General features: G+C 69.5%; 14 protein-coding genes and 2 rRNA genes. All 16 read right to left on the bottom strand.

Annotated elements, in window-relative coordinates; genetic code table 11:
- Positions 1-9: 9 nt before the first annotated feature.
- Entirely contained in the window at positions 10-894 is an 885-nt protein-coding gene (locus tag FHS44_RS16095) for a TIGR03936 family radical SAM-associated protein (protein WP_376771598.1), read from the bottom strand.
- Positions 831-2,813: a TIGR03960 family B12-binding radical SAM protein gene (locus FHS44_RS16090; RefSeq protein WP_246435602.1), complete on the bottom strand. Its 1,983-nt coding sequence runs from the start codon at positions 2,811-2,813 to the stop codon at positions 831-833. The genes FHS44_RS16095 and FHS44_RS16090 overlap by 64 nt, the downstream gene beginning before the upstream one ends.
- 18 nt (positions 2,814-2,831) lie before the next feature.
- The gene (locus FHS44_RS16085) at positions 2,832-3,728 is read right to left on the bottom strand and encodes a phosphotransferase family protein (RefSeq protein ID WP_184715424.1); all 897 of its coding nucleotides are present in this window, start codon (positions 3,726-3,728) and stop codon (positions 2,832-2,834) included.
- Positions 3,725-5,152: an NsdA family TPR-like regulatory protein gene (locus tag FHS44_RS16080; protein ID WP_184715422.1), complete on the bottom strand. Its 1,428-nt coding sequence runs from the start codon at positions 5,150-5,152 to the stop codon at positions 3,725-3,727. The genes FHS44_RS16085 and FHS44_RS16080 overlap by 4 nt, the downstream gene beginning before the upstream one ends.
- Positions 5,153-5,256: 104 nt before the next feature.
- Complete coding sequence (locus FHS44_RS16075) at positions 5,257-5,481, bottom strand: hypothetical protein (protein WP_184715420.1); 225 nt, start codon at positions 5,479-5,481, stop codon at positions 5,257-5,259.
- Positions 5,482-5,595: 114 nt separating this feature from the next.
- Positions 5,596-6,747 carry a rod shape-determining protein RodA gene (rodA, locus tag FHS44_RS16070; RefSeq protein ID WP_184716548.1) on the bottom strand — a complete coding sequence of 384 codons (1,152 nt, stop codon included), beginning with the start codon at positions 6,745-6,747 and terminating at the stop codon, positions 5,596-5,598.
- An 8-nt stretch (positions 6,748-6,755) separates the two neighbouring features.
- Positions 6,756-8,834, bottom strand: coding sequence for a penicillin-binding protein 2 (gene mrdA / locus FHS44_RS16065; RefSeq protein WP_184715417.1), 2,079 nt, complete (start codon positions 8,832-8,834; stop codon positions 6,756-6,758).
- A 52-nt stretch (positions 8,835-8,886) separates the two neighbouring features.
- On the bottom strand, positions 8,887-9,414 hold the full coding sequence (gene mreD / locus FHS44_RS16060; protein ID WP_184715415.1) for a rod shape-determining protein MreD: 528 nt from the start codon (positions 9,412-9,414) through the stop codon (positions 8,887-8,889).
- Entirely contained in the window at positions 9,404-10,345 is a 942-nt protein-coding gene (mreC, locus tag FHS44_RS16055) for a rod shape-determining protein MreC (protein WP_184715413.1), read from the bottom strand. The genes mreD and mreC overlap by 11 nt, the downstream gene beginning before the upstream one ends.
- Entirely contained in the window at positions 10,345-11,376 is a 1,032-nt protein-coding gene (locus FHS44_RS16050; RefSeq protein ID WP_184715411.1) for a rod shape-determining protein, read from the bottom strand. The genes mreC and FHS44_RS16050 overlap by 1 nt, the downstream gene beginning before the upstream one ends.
- 184 nt (positions 11,377-11,560) lie before the next feature.
- Positions 11,561-11,971, bottom strand: a complete 411-nt coding sequence (ndk, locus tag FHS44_RS16045; RefSeq protein ID WP_184715409.1) for a nucleoside-diphosphate kinase — start codon at positions 11,969-11,971, stop codon at positions 11,561-11,563.
- A 91-nt stretch (positions 11,972-12,062) separates the two neighbouring features.
- Positions 12,063-13,775, bottom strand: a complete 1,713-nt coding sequence (locus FHS44_RS16040; RefSeq protein WP_184715407.1) for a hypothetical protein — start codon at positions 13,773-13,775, stop codon at positions 12,063-12,065.
- A gap of 11 nt (positions 13,776-13,786) precedes the next feature.
- Complete coding sequence (locus tag FHS44_RS16035) at positions 13,787-14,155, bottom strand: DUF4233 domain-containing protein (protein WP_312863675.1); 369 nt, start codon at positions 14,153-14,155, stop codon at positions 13,787-13,789.
- Positions 14,152-15,444: a bifunctional folylpolyglutamate synthase/dihydrofolate synthase gene (locus tag FHS44_RS16030; protein WP_184716544.1), complete on the bottom strand. Its 1,293-nt coding sequence runs from the start codon at positions 15,442-15,444 to the stop codon at positions 14,152-14,154. Before FHS44_RS16030 ends, FHS44_RS16035 begins: the two co-directional genes overlap by 4 nt.
- Positions 15,445-15,786: 342 nt before the next feature.
- Positions 15,787-15,903: ribosomal RNA gene (rrf, locus tag FHS44_RS16025) — 5S ribosomal RNA — on the bottom strand.
- 91 nt (positions 15,904-15,994) lie between these two features.
- Positions 15,995-16,083, bottom strand: a 23S ribosomal RNA gene (locus FHS44_RS16020); the annotation flags it as partial.

The following is a 16,083-nucleotide window of genomic DNA, read 5'->3' as shown; positions in this document are numbered from 1 at the left end:
CGCCAAGTCCTATAGGTCGCCGCCGACGTGCCCGCCCACCGGTTCCGTTTCGCCGCCGCGCGTGATGTCGCGGTCCAGGCCGAAGGGGTCGGCGGGCCCACCGGTCGTCACGTCGAGCGGTCCCTGCGCCAGCCTGGTTACCTCGGGGGGCACCGGCGGCGCGAAGCCAGCCACAAGACGTAGTCCGGTGAGAACGTCGTCGGGTCGAACGGCAGGAGTAGCGTGCCGTACAACCATGCGAAGTATGACACATGGCTGACTGGACCCCTGACCTGCTGTTGTCTCAGTTCCCTCAGTGGCCCCACGGGCCTCCAGGCCCAGCACCGCCTCCCTGGCGTCGAAGCGGCGCAGCCCCTTCTTCGTCAGGCGCTCGACCTCGACGCGCTCGGCGGCCTTGAACGCCTCGACCGCGACCGCCGCGAGAGCGGGGTCCGCCTGCGGCAGCCGTACCTCCCACGCGGAGCATTCGAGCCGGTCGGCCAGGCTCTCCCCGGCCGCCTCGACGACCGCCAGCACGTCGAGGCCCGGCGGGAGCGAGTCGTCCAGCGCGGCGCGCAGCAGGTCGGGGTCGCACCACCGGGTCACGGCGATCTCGAGGTATTCGGCCTCGCTGGCGACTCCGGTCGGCGCGGCCGCGCCCACGTAGGAGATCCTTGGGTGGGGTGAGAAGCCCGCGCTGAACGCCACCGGAACGTCGGCGCGACGGATCGCGCGTTCCACGGCCCGGGAGATGTCACGGTGGCTGGTGAAGCGCAGGCGGCCGCGTTTGGCGTACTGGACACGCAGACGCTGTGCGACCGGCGCGGGCGCTGGCCCATCGGGAACGGGTTTCAGAGTGGTTTCGTCCTTCCCAAGTCGTGATGGCCGTCTTTCTGACGGGCCGTGCTCACGCACGGCCTATCTCGGACAACCGTCAGTGGCAGCAGCTTCTTCCCCGTGGGCCCGATCTGGATCTCGGTGCCCATGGTCGGGCACACGCCGCAGTCGTAACACGGCGTCCAGCGGCAGTCCTCGACCTCGACGTCGTTGACGGCGTCCTGCCAGTCCTGCCAGAGCCATTCGCGGTCGAGACCGGCGTCGAGGTGGTCCCAGGGGAGCACCTCGTTCTCCTCGCGCTCGCGCGTGGTGTACCAGTCGACGTCGATGCCCACCTTGGCGGCGGCGTCCATCCAGCGCTGGTAGGAGAAGTGCTCGCTCCAGCCGTCGAACCTGCCGCCGTCCTGCCACACGGCGCGGATGACCTCACCGACCCTGCGGTCACCCCGGGAGAGCAGTCCCTCGACGATCGAGGGCTTGCCGTCGTGGTAGCGCATGCCGATGGCCCTGCCGTACTCCTTGTCGCCGCGCAGGATGTCCTTCAACGCCTTGAGCCTGTGGTCGACGACCTCGTGGGAGGCCTGGGCCGCCCACTGGAAGGGAGTGTGCGGCTTGGGGACGAACCCGCCGATGGAGACCGTGCAGCGCACGTCCCGGGAGCCGGTGGCCTCGCGACCGGCCTTGATGACCTTCCTGGCCAGGTCGGCGATGCCCAGGACGTCGGCGTCCTCCTCGGTCGGCAGGCCGCACATGAAGTAGAGCTTCACCTGCCGCCAGCCCTGGCTGTAGGCCGTGCTGACGGTCCTGATCAGGTCTTCCTCGGTGACCATCTTGTTGATCACCTTGCGCATCCGCTCTGAGCCGCCCTCCGGGGCGAACGTCAGACCGGAGCGGCGGCCGTTGCGGGAGAACTCGTTGGCCAGGTCGATGTTGAAGGCGTCGACCCGGGTCGAGGGCAGCGAGAGCGAGGTGTTCGTGCCCTCGTAGCGGTCGGCGAGCCCCTTGGCTACCTCGCCGATCTCGGAGTGGTCCGCCGACGACAGCGACAGCAGGCCGACCTCGTTGAATCCCGAGGCCTTGACCCCGGCCTCGACCATGTCGCCGATCGTGGTGATCGAACGCTCCCTGACCGGACGGGTGATCATGCCCGCCTGGCAGAAACGGCAGCCGCGCGTGCAGCCGCGGAAGATCTCGACACTGAACCGCTCGTGCACGGTCTCGGCCAGCGGGACCAGCGGTTTCTTCGGGTAGGGCCACTCGTCGAGGTCCATGACCGTGTGCTTGTGGACGCGCCACGGCACGCCGGAGCGGTTCGGCGCCACCCGGCGGATCCTGCCGTCGGGGTGGTACTCGACGTCGTAGAAGCGGGGCACGTAGACCCCACCGGACTCGGCCAGGCGCATCAGCAGCTCGTCGCGCCCGCCGGGCGAGCCCTCGGCCTTCCACTCGCGGATCACCTCGGTGATCGCGATGGCGACCTGCTCGCCGTCCCCGAGCACCGCGGCGTCGAGGAAGTCGGCGACCGGCTCGGGGTTGAAGGCCGCGTGACCTCCGGCGAGGACGATCGGGTCGTCGTCGCCCCGGTCCGCGGCCTCCAGCGGGATGCCGGCCAGGTCGAGCGCGGTGAGCATGTTGGTGTAGCCGAGCTCGGTGGAGAAGGAGATCCCGAACACGTCGAACGCCCGCACCGGCCGGTGCGCGTCAACGGTGAACTGGGGCACTCCCTCGGCCCTCATGAGCGCCTCAAGGTCGGGCCAGACCGCGTAGGTCCGCTCGGCCAGGGTCTCCGGCATCTCGTTGAGGATCTCGTAGAGGATCTGCACGCCCTGGTTGGGCAGGCCCACCTCGTAGGCGTCCGGATACATCAGAGCCCAGCGGACCGTCGCCTCGTCCCAGCTTTTGACGGTCGAGTTGAGCTCACCTCCGACGTACTGGATCGGCTTCTGCACCTTGGGCAGGAGCGCTTCCAGGCGGGGAAACAACGACTCGACAGGCATAAGGCCAAGACTATCCGCCTAGAAAGGGTGCCACTGGCGATCGTCACCCGCCCTCAGCGAGTCGAGGCGGTGGCGAAGTTCGGCGAACGCGGCCTCGTCGCGGTGCGCGTTGCGCAGCACGGCGGTGAGGGTCTGCAGCTCGCGCATGTCGCGCAGCACCGGGTACCCCTCCCACCTCGTGGCGTCGTAGCCGTAGGCCTGGCTGAAGTTGCTCCGCTGACGCTCGGTCAGCCCGAAGCGCACGCCCGCGAGCGTCGGGATCAGGTCGATCTCCCTCGGCCCCGCGCACACCCCGTCCCAGTCGCACAGCAGGAACCCGTCACGGGTGCGGATCATGTTCCCCCGGTGCGCGTCCCCGTGCACCAGCCCGTACGGCAGCGCGAAGTCGAGCCGCTCGTAGTAGGTCTCCGCCAGCGCCTCGCAACGTTCCAGGAGCCAGGCGCGGTCGGCCTCGTCGAGGGCCAGACCTGCCTGGATCGACCTGCGCACGGTCCCGAACGGGTCGTGGGTCGGCAGCTCGAACGGCACCGGCGGGAGATCGTGCAGTCGCCGCAGCAGCGGCCCGAGCTGCGCCGGGTCCGGCGGGGGGCCGATGTGCTCCTCGTGGTGCCAGAAGGTGGCCAGGAACCCCTCGGCGACGACCGGTTGCTTGACGTCGAGCGGTCTGATCGTGGGAAATCCCTGTTCGACCAGCCAGCGCGTGACCTTCACCGACGTTCCCAGACGGTCGAACTTGCCGGGGGTGTTCGCCTGCGCCAGCCGTACGACGACGCGCTCGGCAGGCAGGTGGTAGACGGTGTTGGCGAAGTCACGCAGCAACGTGACCCCGTCCGCGTCCAGGTCGGCCTTCCGGCATGCCTCGTTGAGTGCCACGGCTGCCCTGGTGAGGAGCGAGCCCTCGGCGGCAATCGTCATCGTCCGCTCCTGTCTGAGATGGCGTTGCGGGCCCGCTGGGGCAGGCCGACCGCGCAGAAACTCTCGATCTGCCTGGCGAGCTGCTGCCCGCCGGGCCGGGAGGCCAGCAGCTCGCGACCCGTGCTGAGGGTCGCGCCCAGGCTGCTGATGCGTCTGTCCGGCGCGAGCGCGAGGATCGGGGCCATCGCCTGCTCGGCCCCGGAGGCGTCGCCCTCCATGATGTGGGCGACCGTCAGGTGCGCGCTGGCCATGGACTCGCACCCGTAGGAGCGGTTCTCCGGCTCCCCCGCGGCGTACAGCGCCAGCGCCTCGCGGGCCGCCTCGATGGCCGAGGCCGGCTCGTCGAGGTGCAGGTGGGTGACCGCCGCGTAGTAGCGCTCCTTGGCCGGGCGGAAGGCGAACTCGCCGCCGATCTCGTCGTGCAGCTCGTCGGAGCCGCCGCCCCTGACGTCCTCGGCCCTGCGCAGCTGTTCCGCGGCCTCACCCCTGCGGCCGAGCATGGCGTAGGAGCGGGCGCACAGCATGTGCAGGCGGGCCGCGCCCGAGCCGGTGCGCAGGTAGGTCAGCCCTTCTTCGGCGTATCTGGCGGCGTCGCCGTAGCGTCTGTCCCACAGCGCGACGGACGACTGCATGCCGCGGGCCCAGCCCATGAGCGCGATGTGCCCGGCCACCTTGCCGTAGGTCCACGCGGCCCGCGCGAGGGTGTCGGCGGGGATGCGGCGGTCCATGTCCATGCTGACGTTGGCCATCAGCCCGCACAGGGCGCCGGTGAGGAAGTACAGCTCCCTGGCCTGGCCGGGGTGGATGCGCTTGTCCAGCGCCTTCCTGGTGCGCTCCTGCAACTCCCGCATCTCGACGAACAGCGGCAGCGGCGCCTCGGCGACGTAGCGCTTGCCGACCCAGATGACCTGCGTGCGCAGCCGTTCGAGCGCCCCCGCGCCCAGCTCGCTCGCCTCGGCCTCCTCCGCGTGCGCGCCCGCCTCGTCGGCCGCGACCGTGATCATGTCAAAGGCCGGCGGCGCGGACGGTACGGCCCGCAGCCCCTCGGGCGTGTAGTCGTTGGCGAAGCCGAGCTGGACGGGGCCGGTCTCGAAGAGCCTGCACAGCAGGTCGGTGTAGTCACGGTCGGGCCTGGCGCCCGCCTCCCACTCCCGCCACGAACGCTCGGTCAGGCCACGTCGCTTGACGCCCGCCCTGTCGCACAGGGCGTGGAAGTGCTCGATGGCCTCTTCGACGGTCCACCCGTGGGCGAGCCTGCGGCACTTGAACAGGCTCTGCTGCGGGCAGCAACTGTGGATCTCCTCGACCATCTGCTGGATGACGGCCGCGGACGGCGGTCCCGGCAGGGTGGCGAGCGTGCGGTTGCGGATGATGGTCGCGCAGGCGAGGGCGGCGCGGTCTCCGCCCCTCGAACTCTGGGTCATAGGCTTTTTCGGCCCTTTCCCGATGGGGTCAGCCCCCACGCTAGTGGTCTGATTGACACCGGGTGGACCTGAGAGCATTTCGCCGGTTCGGGAGAGTTTCTCCCTCATGAACCGTTACCGCCGAAGGGAACCACCGTCCCGCCGTTGCGCAGCTGAGCCTGGAACAGTTGCCCGCACAGGCTGCTCGGAGTTTCGGCGAACCACACGGCAGGCGGATTCCCGGCCGAAACAGCGGCCCAACGACCCTTGCTGAACACGATCCGATAGTCCGGGAACGCGGTACGTAGCAGTTCCAGTGCCCGTTGCCGCTCGGCGAGCTCCGATGTCACGGCCCCTCCGTCATCGCGAGTTCCGTCATCGTTCCCAGAATGTTCGCTTGACGCACAGAAATCCAGTGAGAATCCAGGGGTACGAACATGCGGACGGCTCTCATGTTCGCCGATTCAGAATGGTTGCTCGCGAATGTGTATGGCCTGGAGCAAGCCTATGGCGATCATATTGGCGAAGGTCGCAGTACCACCATACGAGACAAAAGGCAGCGGAAGACCTGTAATCGGCATGATTCCAATCGTCATCCCGATGTTGACGAAGGACTGGAACGCCAGCCAGCAGACGATCACCCCCGCCACCAGCGTCCCGAACCTGTCGTCGCACAACCGCGCGATCCGCATGCCACGCAGCAGGATCACCCCCATCAACGCGACAACGGCGACCGATCCCAGGAATCCGAACTCCTCTCCCGCGACCGTGAAGATGAAGTCGGTGTGCTGTTCCGGTACGAACCGCCCCGTCGTCTGACCCCCCTCGAACAACCCCTTGCCGAAGAGCCCCCCCGAGCCGATCGCGATGAGCGACTGAGTGCTGTTGTAACCGACGCCCCGCGGATCGCTCGCCGGGTTCAGAAAGGCGGTGAACCGCGCGATCTGGTACGGCTCAAGCACGTCGAGCAGCCAGACCGCCACCACCCCGCAGACCACGAGCAACGCCAGCCCGAGAATCCAGCGCTTCCTGACGCCCCCGATCACCAGCGCCCCCGCAGTGATCACCCCCAGGACCATCGTGGTGCCCAGGTCGGGCTGGAGCATCACCAGCCCCATGGTGAACCCGGCAACCCCCAGCGAGAGCCCAATGTCCAGCGTGCGGGGCCGGTCGGTGCCCCTGACCGGTCTGGCCAGCAGCATGGCCAGCATCAGCACCAGCCCGAGCTTGGCGAACTCCGAAGGCTGGAAGGCGAACCCCCCGCCCAGCATGATCCACGAATGGGCGCCGTTCACCGTCGAGCCCAGCGGCGTGATGACCAGCACCAGCCCGATCAGGCTCACGACGTAGACCAGGGGCGCGTAGACCCGCAGCGACCTGTGGTTGACCATCACCGCCGCGCTGGTCAGCGCGATCCCGATGGCCACGTTGAGGATGTGCTTCTTGACGAGGCCGGTCGAGCCCGGCGCCCAGGTCCTGGTCGAGGACCAGACCAGCAGCGTCCCGATCACCGTCAGCGCGGCGACCGCGACCAGCAGCACCCCGTCCATCCTGCGCACCGCCGAGGAGGCCGCGACCGCCCTGCGCGCGAAGGAACCACCGGCCGGCATGGCCATCGAGCGGCTCACCGGGCCACGGTCCCGTCCCGCTTGATCATCGGCAGCTGGGTCGCGGGCCGGTGGTCCGGCAGTGCCGCGCGCACCGGCTTGCCCTTGTCCTGGCCGTCCTGCGGCGCGATGCCGTAGATGCCCTCGTAGATCTTCCGTGCCGCCGGGGCCGCGGTCTGACCGCCCATCCCACCCTGGGAGACCATCACGACGACCACGAAACGCGGTCTCTCCGCCGGGGCGAACGAGGCGAACCACGAGGTGTCGGTCTTGCCGTACACCTCGGCGGTTCCTGTCTTGCCACCGACCCTGACCTTGTCCATGGGGAAGCCGGAGAAGGCCCCGGCGGCCGTGCCGTCTGAGGCGACCTCGCTGAGCGCCCCCCTGATGTAGGTCCGCTCCGCCTGGGAGAGGGGCAGTTTGCCGACGACCGGGACCTTGATCTCCTTGACCATGGTTCCGTCGGGCCGTACCAGCGCCCAGCCGATCCGGGGGCTGCGCAGTTTGCCGTCCCCGACGAGCGCCGCGTAGGCCGCGGCGAGCTGCAACGGGGTCACCAGCACGTCACCCTGCCCGATGGAGAAGTTGGCCGCGTCGCCGGGCCGCCACTGGTAGCCCTCCAGACAGTTCTCGTACGCCAACTGCTTGAGGAAGGCCGCCCGCGACGGACTCGACCTGGCGACCTCCGGATACCCGGACTTGGCCCGCCTGCAGTTCTCCGTCTTGGTCACGTCCCACAGCTGCTTCTTCCACTCGCGGTCGGGGATGCGCCCCGCCGACTCCCCGGGCAGGTCGATCCCCGTCGCCCTGCCGAATCCGAAGGCCCGCGCCATCGCCGCCATCGGCTCCTTGGTCTTGCCCCTGGGCCGCAGCCCCCCGTCACGCAGCCACTGCTCGTACGCCGCCCGGTAGAAGATCGTGTCGCAGGACTTCACCAGTGCCGTGTGCAGCGTCAGCGTGCCCATCCCGATGCCGTGGAAGTTGTTGAACGGCCTGCTGCCGACCATGAACGACCCCGGGCAGTCGTAGTGACCGTGCAGCGGATAGCCGTCCCTGAGCATCGCGGAGACCGAGGAGATCTTGAACGTCGAGCCCGGCGCGAACTCCCCCTTGATCGCCCGCGAGACCAGCGGCTTGCCCGCCTTGCCGGAGAGCAGGCGTTGGTACTCGGGCTCGGAGATCCCGCCCGTCCACACCGCCGGGTTGTAGGTCGGCGCGCTGGCCAGCGCGAGCACCCTGCCGGTTCGCACGTCGAGCACGACCCCCGCCGCGCCGTCCGCGGTCGGCGCCGACTTCATCGCCTCCGCCAGCGCCCGCTCCGTGATCGCCTGCACCTTGGAGTCGATGCTGGTGATGAGCGTGTCCCCCGGGGTCGGCTGCACCTGCCGCTCAACCCCGATCACCTTGCCGAGCCGGTCGACCTGCACCCGCCGCAGCCCCGGAATCCCCCGAAGCTCCTTGTCGTAGACCGCCTCAAGACCGTCACGGCCCACGAGATCGACCCCGGAGAAGACCGCCTTGAACCCGTCGCGCCTCTCCAGCTCCTCCTGAGTGATCGGCTGCAGATATCCCAGCACCTGCGCGCCCGCGGAACTGCCGGGATACTCCCTGACCGCCTGCACCTCCGCGGTGACCCCGGGAAACTCCTCCTGCCGCTCCAGGATCTGCAGCGCCTCCCGGGTCGTGACGTCGTCATCGATCGGAATCGGCTGGTACGGCGAGCCCGGCCAGCACGGCCTGGTGACCCCGGGGCCGCACGCCCTGATGCGCATGCGCAGCTCGGACGGCTTACGGTTCAGCACCGTCGCCAGCCGCTGCAGCACCTCCCTGCCGTTGCCCTCCATCCGGTTGAGGCTCGTCCGGTCGACGGAGACCACGAGCCTGGTCCGGTTGCGCACCAGCGGCCGTCCCGCCGCGTCGAGGATCTGCCCCCGTACCGCGGGAACGACAACGTCACGGGTGCGCGTCTCGGTCGCCGCCTCGACGAACTCGGCCCCGCGCACCACCTGCACCTGCCACAGCCGTACGGCCAGCAACGCCAGCATCGAGGCCACCAGAACCTGGATCACGACCAGCCTGGTCCGCGTCCTGATCATGCCTGCCTCCCGCGGGCCGGGACCGGTGTCCCTCCCCCGTCACGCCGTACGCTCATCTACGTCCCCGAACCAGATGTGTGACCGGCCGCAACTCCCGCTCGCGCGGCCCCCTGACGATCCTCATCACCAGCCACACCACCGGAGGCGCGGCCAGCAGGTTGTAGCCGATCGCCCAGGGCAGCGGGGAGGCGAGCACGTCCCCGCCGACCGCGGGGTCGCCGAGCAGCGCGCTGATCGCCACGACGGCGGGCGGCCCGGCGGCGGCGCAGGCAAGCGCGACGGGCAGCTTCGCCTCCGGACGGCTCTCCCCCGCCCTGCCCGCGGCGAACCCGATCAGGCACAGCACCAGCGCGTACTGCCCGAGCACGTGCGCGGCGGGCGGCAGCACGTCACCGGCGAACCCCGCGGCGAACCCCATCACCGCCCCCCCGGTCGCGCCACGGACCAGGGCGTAGCCCACGACCGTGAGCAACACCAGGTCGGGCGCGGCCCCACCGGGCAGCGGAAGCCTGTTCACGAACGTCACCTGGACGAGAAGGGCCAGCAGGAGCACCACGACGGCCCCCAGGTCACGGCTCACCCTCCGCCTCCCCCGACGCCTCCGCGCGCTCCCGCGAGGCGTCCTCACGCGGCGTCTTCCCGCGCGGCACGATCGGCAGCACGGCGTCCCGAGGGTTGCGCCGAGGTGCCTGCACCACGACCCCGACCACGTCCAGCGCGGTCAGGTCGGCGTACGGCCGCGCGTAGGCGATCCTGGTCAGCTCACCCGGCGTCGCCTCCACATGCTCGACCACCCCGATCGGCACCCCCGCCACGTACGGCGCGCCCCGCTGGGAGCCGAAGCTCACGATGCGGCGTCCCGGCACGATCTGCGCCGAGGAGTCGAGCAGCCGGAAACGGAGCAGGCGACCGTTCTGCCCGATCCCGTGCACCAGCCCGATCTCGTTGCTCCCCTCAAGACGCGCCCCCGCCGCGGAGGCCGGGTCACTGAGCAGCACCACCGTCGAGGTCGAGGTGCCCACCTGCACCACCCTGCCGACCAGGCCGTCGCCGTTCAGCACCGTCATCTCCGAGCGCACCCCGTCGGCGCTGCCCACGTCGAGCTGCACGGCCTCCTCGAACCCGGGGGTGCCACGCCGGGCGATCACCTGGGCGGTCACCAGCCGGTATCCGGCGACCCCCGCGACGTTGAGCAGCCGTTTCAGCTCCACCGAGTGCTCACGGTCGAGCGCCTGGGCCGTCAGATCCCGCCTGAGCCGCTGGTTCTCCGCGCGCAGCACGTCGATGCGGCGCTGCGCGTCCGGCGCGGCCGCCATCGTCTCGAAGAAGTGCCCCACCGGCCTGACGAGCCCCGACCCGAAGTTCTCTGCGGCGCCGAACAACTCGGCACCGGCCCCCCTGAGCGGGCTGAGCGGGGAGTTGGCCCCCGCCCGGTGATCGACGGTCATGAGCACGAGCGCCGCGGCCAGCAGCATCCCCAGACTCATCCGTGCCCGGCGCGTGTCCCTCATCAGTGACGCGGTTCCGACACCAGGACCTGCTGCAGCGCCTCGAAGTCCTCGACGCACTTGCCGGAACCGAGCGCGACGGAGTCGAGCGCGTTGTCCACCAGGTGGATCGGCATGCCCGTCTCGTCCTTGAGCCGCTCGTCCATGCCCTTGAGCAGCGCGCCACCCCCGGTGAGCGCGATCCCACGGTCCATCAGGTCCCCGGAGAGCTCGGGCGGGCACTTGTCCAGCGTCGTCTTGACCGCGTCGACGATCACGTTCACCGGCTCCTCGGTGGCCCTGCGGATCTCGGCCGCGGAGACGACGATCGTCTTCGGCAGACCGGTGACCAGGTCACGGCCACGGATCTCGGCGTGCCCCTCTTCGGGAAGCGGGCAGGCGGAGCCGATGGCCATCTTGATCTCCTCGGCGGTCCGCTCGCCGAGCATGAGCGAGTGCTCCTTCTTGGCGAAGGTGATGATCGCCTGGTCGAGCTCGTCACCGCCGATCCTGATCGACTGGCTGGTCACGACCCCGCCCATCGAGATGATCGCCACCTCGGTCGTCCCGCCGCCGATGTCGACCACCATGTTCCCGGTCGGCTCGTGCACGGGCAGCCCGGCCCCGATCGCGGCGGCCATCGGCTCCTCGATGATGTAGACCCCGCGGGCCCCCGCCTGGTAACCGGCTTCCTTGACCGCCCGCTGCTCGACGCCGGTGATCCCGCTCGGCACCGCGATGATGATGCGCGGCTTGGCGAACTGGCGGCGCCGGTGCACCCGCTGGATGAAGTAGCGGAGCATGCGCTCGGTGACGTCGAAGTCGGCGATCACGCCGTCCTTGAGGGGCCGGATCGCCATGATGTTCCCGGGCGTCCTGCCGATCATGCGCTTGGCCTCGATGCCGATGGCCACGATCTTTCCCGTGGTCGTGTTTATCGCGACGACGGAGGGTTCGTTGAGAACCACTCCGCGGCCCCTCACGTAGACGAGGGTGTTGGCGGTGCCGAGATCGACCGCCATGTCGCGGCCGAGGAATGCAAGCTTGCTGCTCATGAGGAAGGCGGCCCTCCTTCCGTCAGGTCGTCGGCGAAAACTACAGAACGCACTCGAATCGTAACGTGACGTACCCACCACTGAGCGCAATGAGCCCCCCAGCTCCGGGAAAATCTTAAGGCGTCTGAAAACACGTCGAGCCCCGTCACCCTCTCGGGCGACGGGGCTCGATGAGACCGGAACCCTAGAAACGGTCCGGGAAGAAGAGCTTGATCTCGCGGGCGGCGGACTCGGCGGAGTCGGAGCCGTGCACGACGTTCTCACCGATCTCCAGGGCGTGGTCGCCACGGATGGTGCCGGGGGCCGACTTCACCGGGTCGGTCAGACCCGCCAGGGCGCGGAAGGCCTCGACCGCGCGGGGGCCCTCGGCTACCAGCGCCACCAGCGGGCCGGAGGTGATGAACTCGACCAGCTCGCCGAAGAACGGCCGCTCCGAGTGCTCGGCGTAGTGGGCCTTGGCGGTGTCGACGTCCAGGGTGCGCAGCTCGAGCGCCGCGACCTTCAGGCCCTTGCGCTCGATCCGGGCGATCACGTCGCCGACGAGACCACGCGCGACACCGTCGGGCTTGATCAGGACAAGAGTGCGCTCGGACACTGAGGTTCTCCTTTGAACAGGGATGACTCGCGGACTGCGAGGAACGCGCGAAGTTTATCGCCCTCGGCCCGTTTCCCCGTGGTCGGCGATGTCATGGGCGATCCGCCCCATCTCCCAGCGCCCCCTCCGGGGACGGGGTCGGCGGCGGCACCACCGGCAGCGCCCCCGGCTCGGGCACGTCGACCGCCCCCGGGTCCCGCCGAGGACCGGTCTCGGGACCGGGACACGCCTCGGGCTCGGCCCGCTCAGGCCCGTCCTCCTCCGGCTTCTCCCCCACCGAGAGGCTCACCTCCGTGGACGCCACCGTGGACACCACCATGGACGACGCGGGATCAACCGGGAGCGCGGGCGCGGGAACCGAGATCCTCCGCTCGCTCTCTTCAGGCTCAGCACTCGCATGGGCCACCGTCGTACGGCGGGCCAGCACGGCACCGAGCACGATCGCGACCACCACAAGACCGCCACCGACCAGCGCCCACAGGTGCAGCGCCCCGACGAAGGCGTCCACCATCGCCTGCGGGGTCCCCGCCTGCTTCAGCAGGGTGAGCTGCACACCGGTCCCCAGCAGGAACCCGGACAGCACGCCGGGCAGGAACAGCGAGAGCGCGAACAACGCGGCCCCCGCGCCAACGGGACGCAGCACCGCGGTCAGGGCGACCGCCGCCCCCGCGGTGAGCAGCGCGAACGGAAGAACGAGTGAGGGACCCTCGGCGGCGGGCAGCAGTGCCCTGACCGCGCACAGCCCGGCGACCATGACCGCCAGGCCACCCGCGGCGCACAGGGGAGCGGCGGTGCCGCCGAGCCTGCTCACCCCGACGGCCGCGACCAGGCCCACGACCCCGGCGATCACGAACGCCGGCCACAGCCCGTTCAGCCCGGGACCGCTCAAACCGCCCAGCTCGACGTTGGTGACCTGCGCCGCGGTCGGCAGGACCACAACCCCGACCACCAGTGTCGTGTAGGCGGCGGCCCGGCCCGAACCTTCCTCTCCCCCACACGCGGAGGCCAGGGAGGCCAGAAGGAACAACCCGAGGATCGACAACGCCGCGGCCAGAATGAGCAGGCCTGGCGGCCAGTCGAACGTCGTGCCCAGCGCCAGCGTCGCCACCGCCACGGCCGATCCCGCCGCGACCGGCAGCCGCCCGCCCCGCATACCCCCGGGGGTCGCGAAACCGTCGCCGTTCCTTATCCAGAGCACGAGATAGACGGCGGCGATTACCAGGGCGACCCCGGTCAGCATGGGGTACGGCTGGAGCGTGACCTTCCAGGAGCTGACCTCGTCGAGCGGCCACAGGGCCAGGGCCTGCGCGGCCGTGAGGCTCACCGCCAGCATGCCCGCCCAGACGGCCCGCAGGACGACGGACCGCTCCCAGACCGCCACGAGACTGGCGGGCAGCAGCAGCCCGGCACCGACGCCGTGCAGCGCCCGCAACACCCCAACCAGTGACGCCGAGGCGGCGTAGCCCCCGGCGGCGTCGGCGAGCGCCAGCAGCGCGAGCCCGGCCACCAGCACCGGAACCGCCCGTATCCGGCGTAAGAACAGCGCGGCGAGCGGCACGGTCAGCACCATCGCGGGCAGCGCGAGCCCGTGCGCCCTGACCATCTCGATCTGCGAGATCTCAGGCGGGAGCAGCGCCGCGACCACCGAGATGGTGTTGGGCACGGCGACGATCGCCAGCGGAAGCGTCACCGCGACGAGCAGTCCGAGGATGACGTCGAGCATCAGCGAGGCACGGAGAGGACGCGCCAGGTCAGCGGACCCGGCGGCCACCCCCCGGGCCGGCTGCATGGGAGGGACGGCCATGTTGGCCGACTTTAGCGGGAAGTCACGCCCTCGACACGGCGAGCGACGAATATCGCCGTGATCCACAGCGCCGCGAAGATCACTCCGAGGAAGAACATGGTCGGGACCAGGAAGCCCGAGGCGATGGCCAGGACCTGGACCGCGCTTCCCACGATGTAGGCGAAGGGGCGCTTCAGCATGCCGATCACCAGGACGCAGAGGACCGCGAGGCCAAGCCCGACCGTCACCGCGAAGGCGGGCGCGACCCCCTGTACGTTGATCGCCACCGGGGTGAGGAGACCGACGACGATCGCCTCCATGCCCAGCACGCTGGCGCACAGCCGCCGCATCCCCGGCGTGACGGTGAACAACCCCCGCCTCTCCTGCTGTTGCCCGCTCACGTGGCCTCCCCCGCCTTCAGCAGCAGCCGCGCGTCCCCGGCCGTGACCACGGAACCGATGATCAGCACCCCGGCGCCGCTGTGCTCCCCCTCCTCGTCGGCCAGGCCGATCCCCACGTCGATGGCCTCGTCGAGCCGTTCTGCCAGGCGGACCCTGTCGGGCCCGAAGATCTCCCCGGCCAGCGCCGCGAGCCTGTCCGGCTCCATGGACCTCGGCGAGGAGTTCCTCGTCACCACGATCTCGTCCATCATGGGCTCCATCAGCTCAAGAATGCCCTGGACGTCCTTGTCCGCGAACATCGCCACCACGCCGATGAGCTTGCCGAAGCCGAAGGACTCGTGGACGGCCTCCAGGGTCGCCTGCACCCCTCCCGGGTTGTGCGCGGCGTCCACGAGCACCGTCGGGCCCCGCCGTACGACCTCCAGCCTGCCCGGCGAGGTGACGTTCAGGAAGGCTTGCCGTACCAGATCGATGCCGAGGGGCTCCTCCCCCGCCGTCAGCGCCTCGACGGCGGCCAGCGCGCAGGCGGCGTTGCCGGCCTGGTGCGCGCCGTACAGGGGAAGCAGGACCTCCTCGTAGACCCCCTTGAGCCCCTTGAGGCTCAGCAGCTGCCCACCGACCGCGAGCTCCCTGCTGAGCACGCCGAACTCCAGACCCTCCCTGGCCACCGTCGCCCCGGTCTCCACGGCCCTGCGCACCAGCACCTCCGCGGCGGGAAGCTGCTGCTGTGCCAGTACGGCTGTCGCCCCCGGCTTGATGATCCCGGCCTTCTCCCCGGCGATCGTCGCGACGTCGGGACCGAGGTAGTCCATGTGGTCCAAAGAGATCGGGGTGATGACGGCGACCGTGCCGTCGGCGACATTGGTCGCGTCGAAGCTGCCGCCCATCCCCGTCTCGATGACCGCGACGTCCACCGGCGCGTCGGCGAAGGCGGCGAAGGCCATCGCGGTGAGCGTCTCGAAGAAGGAGAGCCTGCGTCCCTGGTCGTCGATCATCTTGAGGTAGGGCTCGATGTCCAGGTAGACCTCGGTGAAACGCTCCTCGCTCAGCGGGACGCCGTCGATGGAGATGCGCTCGCGCATGGACACCAGATGCGGGCTGGTGAAACGGCCGACACGCAGATTGCGCTCACGCAGGAGCGTCTCGATCATGCGCGTCGTGCTCGACTTACCGTTGGTGCCCGCCACGTGCACGATCGGATAGGCGTCCTGCGGAGAACCGAGCACGTCCATGAGCGCGGCGATCCTGTCGAGCGTGGGCTCGAAGTTCCACTCGACGCCGCGTTCCATGATTGCCTGTTCGACCGCTCGATATTCCACGCCTCAAGCCTACTGACCCCGCCGCCGCCCTCCCCCCAACCCCACACCCTCCGACCTGGCCACCGTACGGCCCGCCGCTCCGAGGCCGGCGTTTCACCGACGATCCGTGGCCCGGGCGTCTTTCCCTCGAACAGCCAAACGACGCATCACTCATGACCAGCGGATTGCCCAGAACAGGCATGTCCCACAGTCCAGGGAACGGCCCTGTTTTTGGGCACAAAAAAAGGGGGGCCGCAGCCCCCCACACACTGTCCACACGCAAAAACAAAGGAAGGGCCACCCGTCAATGGGTGACCCTCCCCTCAAAAGATTGTCCGGCGGCGACCTACTCTCCCACACCGTCCCCGGTGCAGTACCATCGGCGCTGAAGAGCTTAACTTCCGGGTTCGGAATGTAACCGGGTGTTTCCCCTCCGCCATAACCGCCGTAACCCTGCGAAACAACCAACCGTGACACACGGTGCTTGTTGCCTCAGAATTGCCTAGTGGACGCGAGCAAACAAGAAAACATACTTAGCTTTGTGGTCAAGTCCTCGGCCTATTAGTACCGGTCAGCTCCACACGTTACCGCGCTTCCACACCCGGCCTATCAACCCAATCATCCATTGGG

Source organism: Streptosporangium saharense, assembly GCF_014203715.1.
GTDB lineage: Bacteria > Actinomycetota > Actinomycetes > Streptosporangiales > Streptosporangiaceae > Streptosporangium > Streptosporangium saharense.
Note: the sequence above shows the minus strand (reverse complement) of the source record. Positions and strands in the feature narration are given on the sequence as shown.

Bases quoted from the DNA above. Each gene is read 5' to 3' on its own strand.
- FHS44_RS16080 (WP_184715422.1), bottom strand. From the start codon at position 5,152: ATGACCCAGAGTTCGAGGGGCGGAGACCGCGCCGCCCTCGCCTGCGCG.
- FHS44_RS16090 (WP_246435602.1), bottom strand. From the start codon at position 2,813: ATGCCTGTCGAGTCGTTGTTTCCCCGCCTGGAAGCGCTCCTGCCCAAG.
- FHS44_RS16085 (WP_184715424.1), bottom strand. From the start codon at position 3,728: ATGACGATTGCCGCCGAGGGCTCGCTCCTCACCAGGGCAGCCGTGGCA.
- FHS44_RS16050 (WP_184715411.1), bottom strand. From the start codon at position 11,376: ATGAGCAGCAAGCTTGCATTCCTCGGCCGCGACATGGCGGTCGATCTC.
- FHS44_RS16040 (WP_184715407.1), bottom strand. From the start codon at position 13,775: ATGGCCGTCCCTCCCATGCAGCCGGCCCGGGGGGTGGCCGCCGGGTCC.
- FHS44_RS16030 (WP_184716544.1), bottom strand. From the start codon at position 15,444: ATGGAACGCGGCGTCGAGTGGAACTTCGAGCCCACGCTCGACAGGATC.
- mrdA (WP_184715417.1), bottom strand. From the start codon at position 8,834: ATGATCAGGACGCGGACCAGGCTGGTCGTGATCCAGGTTCTGGTGGCC.
- rodA (WP_184716548.1), bottom strand. From the start codon at position 6,747: ATGGCCATGCCGGCCGGTGGTTCCTTCGCGCGCAGGGCGGTCGCGGCC.
- mreC (WP_184715413.1), bottom strand. From the start codon at position 10,345: ATGAGGGACACGCGCCGGGCACGGATGAGTCTGGGGATGCTGCTGGCC.